Consider the following 4,671-nt stretch of genomic DNA (forward strand, 5'->3'; position numbering starts at 1 on the left):
GCTAATAACAACCTTCCAATGAGGTCAAATAATACCTCTTTTGTTGTATTGCATTCTACCCCCTAGGAATCCATATAGAGCCTTATTTTTTTCCAATGTTATGCTCTAAGTCAGTTGCTTATCATCCTATTATACTGATTTTGTTGTATTTTTATATGCGATTGCCCTGGGGTATGGTCGAAGACGATGAAGTTTATATCGGAGTAGACAAAATTTTTGACATCAAGGATTATGATACGAAATACAAGAGCTTTATTAAATAACTTTAAAACCAACAAGTCACAAATCCCCATCCCCAACAAATTGACACTTGATTACTAATTTTATACCCTTATTTCTATAGTCGGATAACCCTGCCTACATGGCGGGGTTTCTTGTTTTTGCCTCTTTTTTAGACAATTCACTGTACTTCTAATCATGTTCTTAAAGCTCACTCTGGTGGGCTTTTTTTATGCCTGTAAGAAAGGAATTTACCATGAAGATTACCAAATTGGTCGTCCATTGTGCGGACACACCGAACGATAGAGATGTAACCGCTGAAGATATACATCAATGGCACATTCAGCGGAAATGGGCGGGGATCGGTTATCACCGTGTTATACGACGTAATGGGGTTATTGAGCAGGGTCGTCCTGAGTACTGGGAAGGTGCCCATGTAAGAGGCTATAACTCGACTAGTTTGGGTGTGTGCTTAATTGGCCGTGATCAGTTTACGGATGCACAGATGCAAAGTTTGGAGCGGGTATTACGAGACTGGAAAGTAAAATACCCGAATGCTGATATCTGTGGTCACTGCGATTTAGATCCGCATAAAACCTGTCCGAATTTTGATGTGAAAGGGTGGTGGAACGATAGTCAATAACCCTATTAAACGAATGTGCTTGAAAAGGAATAATTGATACAAGCTGAAAAAAATATACACATTCTGTAGCATAATAATAATGTACAAGCAATGATGATAGTCACGATAATAAAAGGACAATAATGATGTAAATCAAATAAAAGGTAACAACATTGAATAAGTTAGCTGGAATTGTTTTTCTATCTGTTCTTGTCGTTTCTCCATTTACTAAAGCCTCAGATGAAGATACCTGTGCCAATGGAAACTTAGTGGATTGTCTTGCGGACGCTGCAGGTAAAATCCAAAAACCACGTTTTAGTGATAGAGCGCTTAAACAAAATGAAGTTGTCATTGATGACGGACTTAATAAAGTGACTTTGATTAACGGGAAACAATTCGAGTGGAAAGGTAATAACAAAAAAGATATTGGCGTAATAGCTCAAGAAGTTGAGACGGTATTTCCTGAGCTTGTAACGGTTGATAAAAAGACTAGCTATAAACAGGTTAATTATGCAGGTCTCGTCGGTGTACTGATTGAAGCCGTTAAAGAATTGAAAAAAGAAAATGATCGCCTCAAGCTACAATTAGGTATATACGATTAATTCTGCATAATTAGGTTTATTTTATAAAGCCAGTGCATGCCGCTCTGGCTTTTTTCGTTCTATGATAACCCTTATGAAAATCTTACCTATTGATACCGTGGTGTCTTCTGTAATGGAAGGTCTTGACGATTTATTTACCAGCGATGAAGAACGGTTAAAAGCCCATAATAAAACCTTAGAAACACTCAACCAGCCGCATATCCTCCAAGCCTTAACTACGTTAGAAGAAGCCAAGCATCCATCTATTTTTGTATCGGGTTGGCGTCCTGGTCTTGGTTGGTTATGTGTAGGCTTACTGACGTATGCCTGGGTATTAAGGGATTTAATAATAATTGCATTATCCCTTGCCAATCGTCCTGATGTCGTGAAGTTGCTTCCTACAATTGATACCGGTGAGTTAATTACCTTAGTCCTTACACTGTTGGGTTTAGGCGGTATTCGAACCATGGAAAAGATTAAAGGTGTTGCCCGTCAACGATAAAAAAATGGTTACTCCGATGATTACCGAAAAAATGATTTCCAATGCGCCTTATGCGGCGAGTACGTTTACCATCATAGCGGGTTTTACCGTCAAAGATTGGGGCGTCATTATCGGAGTAATTCTTACCTTAATTACCGTCATCGTGAATTGGGTGTATAAGCATCGGCAGGATAAGAGGGAAGTCGAACGTCATAAACGTGAGCTTGAAAAATTAGGTATAAAAAATCATTAACCGCTGATTTATGACACTGTAAGGAAGCTTGAAAAACACAACCACCCTATAGTGAGTGATGTGTTTTATTAATTAAGGGGGCGGTGAAATACAGACTCCTATCAACGGCGGGCTTCAAACAGTAAAGAGCTTGGGGCACACAATGTGTGCACGAACGCTGGACCCCGCGAATTATCTATCATTAACGAGTCTGGCTTATATTCAGCTATCCTTAAAAGCCGTCGGTCTGAAGCGAAGAAGTGGGTAACAAGTGACGTATTACCCTGCATTCGCAAAACAGGTAGTTATGGTGTTACTCAAATCGATTGGAATAATCCAACACAAATAGCTGGGTTTTTAGCGCAATCTCTTCAGCGGGTTCAGGAGCAGGATGAAGAAATTACGAGGTTAACACCGAAAGCACAGTTTCATGATCAGGTTATTCAGTCGGAGGATTCGTTGACCATTGCTGAAGCGGCTAAGATATTGGATACCGGACGTAATCGATTAATGCAGTTCTTACGTCATCATGGTTGGATCAATCGTTTTAATGAACCCTATCAAGCTAAGATTGAAAGTGGTGATATGGATTTAAAATTAAGTCAGTTTGAGCATCCACGACAAGGCGTAAAAGATAGAATAACGCCATTAATCACAGGTAGAGGTTTAGTAAAACTTAAGCGAATGCGTGCTGATTTTCATTAGTGCTAAAGAACTTGATGCGCACAATGTGCGTAGGAGTGTTGGAGTTACAAGCTATAAGAAATTTAGATATAAGGTATATCAATTAAGCTGATGCCATTCCCTCGCACAGAGTACGAAGGAATGACAGACCCAGTGAGCTAAACTAAAAGGCTACATTTGACGTTCGTGTTTTAAATCATTGACTTCTTGCTTTAGTTCTTTAATGGCTTCAATCATTACAGGAATTAAAGCAATATAATCGACTTGGAGATAGCCACATTTGTTTGATACCAACTCAGGGAAAACAGCTTGAACATCTTGAGCAACAACACCGAGCTGTTCACTTTGTATTTGTGCTAGTTTATTAAATTTTGCAGAGCAATTTTGTTGGTCAGATACAAGTAACGATTGAATTAAGGCATTGTGTTCTTCACTCATGGGTATGTCATAGTTATAAGATACACCATTGATCGTTGTTAATTTATCTAAGCTATTTTGAAGAGGAAGGACATTAGTTTTAAGTCTATAGTCGCTATATCTTAACATAGCGTCTTTTAACTGCTCTGCAACGTAATTGAAGTCTTTTGTAACTTTTTTACTATTAATTACAACTGTATCTGAGTTTGCATAGACTTGGCTTGAGCTTAATAGTACCAAAGTAAGAACACTAATATATCGTCTAATCATTTTATGAAAACCGTCTAATTGTCTAACTATTAAAAAAGATGTTACTGGTAAGATATTGTTGGTAAGTTGATATGCATCACTATAAAAAGCTGAATTTTTAATGGATACAATTGTTTTATGTTGTACTGATAACTCAAAGTATAATGGTTAGTTTTCTTTAAAGGGTGTATAAATAATGTACACCCTTTGGTAAATTAAATATGCCACCATGATTTGGTAGGGATGATCTTGAATGAAAAAAACGATCACAGTTTAGGATACTAGATTTGACTTTCGTTTTTTAAATCATTGATTTGTTGTTTTAGTTCTTTGATAGCCTCAATCATTACAGGAATTAAACTAACATAATCAACTTGAAGATAACCACATTTATTTGTTACCAGTTCAGGAAAAACTTCTTGAACATCTTGAGCAATAACTCCAAGTTGTTCATTTTGTATTTGTGCTAATTTTTTAAATATTGTTGAACATTCTTCTTGATTTGCTTGAGGTAATGACTGAATTAATAGGTTGTTTTCGTTATTAATTGGTATTTCATAGTTATAGGATACACCATTTAAATTAGTTAATCTTTCTAGGCTGTTAGGAATGGTTAATACATTAGTTTTAAGGTTTGTATCACTAAACCTTATAGGTTCTCGATCTATTTCATATTTTAAACATTTTCCGCTTGCTTCGTACGTTACGCATTCTATTGATGCTTCAGCTTGGTTAAATATAAATAATCCAATAATTAAGCTTAATTTTAAATTAATTTTCATTGTATTGCCTCCCGTTAAATTCCTTTTTTTTAGATTAAATGGAAATGTTGGTTGCGTGATTTGATATGAGTCAAGTTGATTTATGAATAGTGGTTAAATCAGCATTATTTATAGTGTTTATTGTACTGTTGTGCGTTGAACAATATTTCTGAAACCAATTTTTGTTTTTTTATTGTAAATGGTTGTTGGTTTATCTTATTTATCTTGAACAGAAGTGTTATTTGTAAGTTAAAAATAATAAAGATAATGTGTTAAGTGATTAGGGGTCCTTATTAAGCTAATGCTAATTTTCGCTGGTCCCAACCTCGCGGTAAACGCAAAAATTTTCCCCACCTATGCGCCGCACCAGCAGTTAGCCTTCTAGCCTATAAATACAGTACTTTCGCCTAATTTGTTCTGAGGCA

At 36.4% G+C, this 4,671-nt stretch carries 7 protein-coding genes; 5 read left to right on the forward strand and 2 right to left on the reverse strand.

The window, feature by feature from the left end; all coding sequences use genetic code 11:
- The first annotated feature begins 475 nt into the window (after positions 1–475).
- From KCG35_RS23680 to KCG35_RS23700, 5 genes are all read left to right on the forward strand, one after another.
- A complete protein-coding gene (locus KCG35_RS23680) occupies positions 476–862 on the forward strand; it encodes an N-acetylmuramoyl-L-alanine amidase (protein ID WP_215822327.1) in 387 nt (128 codons plus the stop codon).
- A gap of 152 nt (positions 863–1,014) precedes the next feature.
- The gene (locus KCG35_RS23685) at positions 1,015–1,443 is read left to right on the forward strand and encodes a tail fiber domain-containing protein (RefSeq protein WP_215822328.1); all 429 of its coding nucleotides are present in this window, start codon (positions 1,015–1,017) and stop codon (positions 1,441–1,443) included.
- A gap of 73 nt (positions 1,444–1,516) precedes the next feature.
- The gene (locus KCG35_RS23690; RefSeq protein ID WP_215822329.1) at positions 1,517–1,924 is read left to right on the forward strand and encodes a 3TM-type holin; all 408 of its coding nucleotides are present in this window, start codon (positions 1,517–1,519) and stop codon (positions 1,922–1,924) included.
- A 16-nt stretch (positions 1,925–1,940) separates the two neighbouring features.
- On the forward strand, positions 1,941–2,156 hold the full coding sequence (locus tag KCG35_RS23695) for a phage holin (RefSeq protein ID WP_215822330.1): 216 nt from the start codon (positions 1,941–1,943) through the stop codon (positions 2,154–2,156).
- Between the two features lie 144 nt (positions 2,157–2,300).
- Entirely contained in the window at positions 2,301–2,840 is a 540-nt protein-coding gene (locus KCG35_RS23700; RefSeq protein WP_215822331.1) for a phage antirepressor KilAC domain-containing protein, read from the forward strand.
- Positions 2,841–2,990: 150 nt separating this feature from the next.
- Here KCG35_RS23700 and KCG35_RS23705 read toward each other — a convergent pair whose 3' ends face one another.
- Positions 2,991–3,506 (reverse strand): tail fiber domain-containing protein, encoded by a 516-nt coding sequence (locus KCG35_RS23705; protein ID WP_215822332.1) that lies wholly within the window; start codon positions 3,504–3,506, stop codon positions 2,991–2,993.
- A 260-nt stretch (positions 3,507–3,766) separates the two neighbouring features.
- Positions 3,767–4,267 (reverse strand): tail fiber domain-containing protein, encoded by a 501-nt coding sequence (locus tag KCG35_RS23710; RefSeq protein WP_215822333.1) that lies wholly within the window; start codon positions 4,265–4,267, stop codon positions 3,767–3,769.
- Positions 4,268–4,671: the final 404 nt, after the last annotated feature.

The sequence above is a fragment of the Zooshikella harenae genome (genome assembly GCF_018837975.1).
GTDB classification, from domain to species: Bacteria; Pseudomonadota; Gammaproteobacteria; order Pseudomonadales; family Zooshikellaceae; genus Zooshikella; species Zooshikella harenae.

Bases quoted from the DNA above. Each gene is read 5' to 3' on its own strand.
- KCG35_RS23690 (WP_215822329.1), top strand. From the start codon at position 1,517: ATGAAAATCTTACCTATTGATACCGTGGTGTCTTCTGTAATGGAAGGT.
- KCG35_RS23680 (WP_215822327.1), top strand. From the start codon at position 476: ATGAAGATTACCAAATTGGTCGTCCATTGTGCGGACACACCGAACGAT.
- KCG35_RS23710 (WP_215822333.1), bottom strand. From the start codon at position 4,267: ATGAAAATTAATTTAAAATTAAGCTTAATTATTGGATTATTTATATTT.
- KCG35_RS23705 (WP_215822332.1), bottom strand. From the start codon at position 3,506: ATGATTAGACGATATATTAGTGTTCTTACTTTGGTACTATTAAGCTCA.
- KCG35_RS23695 (WP_215822330.1), top strand. From the start codon at position 1,941: ATGATTACCGAAAAAATGATTTCCAATGCGCCTTATGCGGCGAGTACG.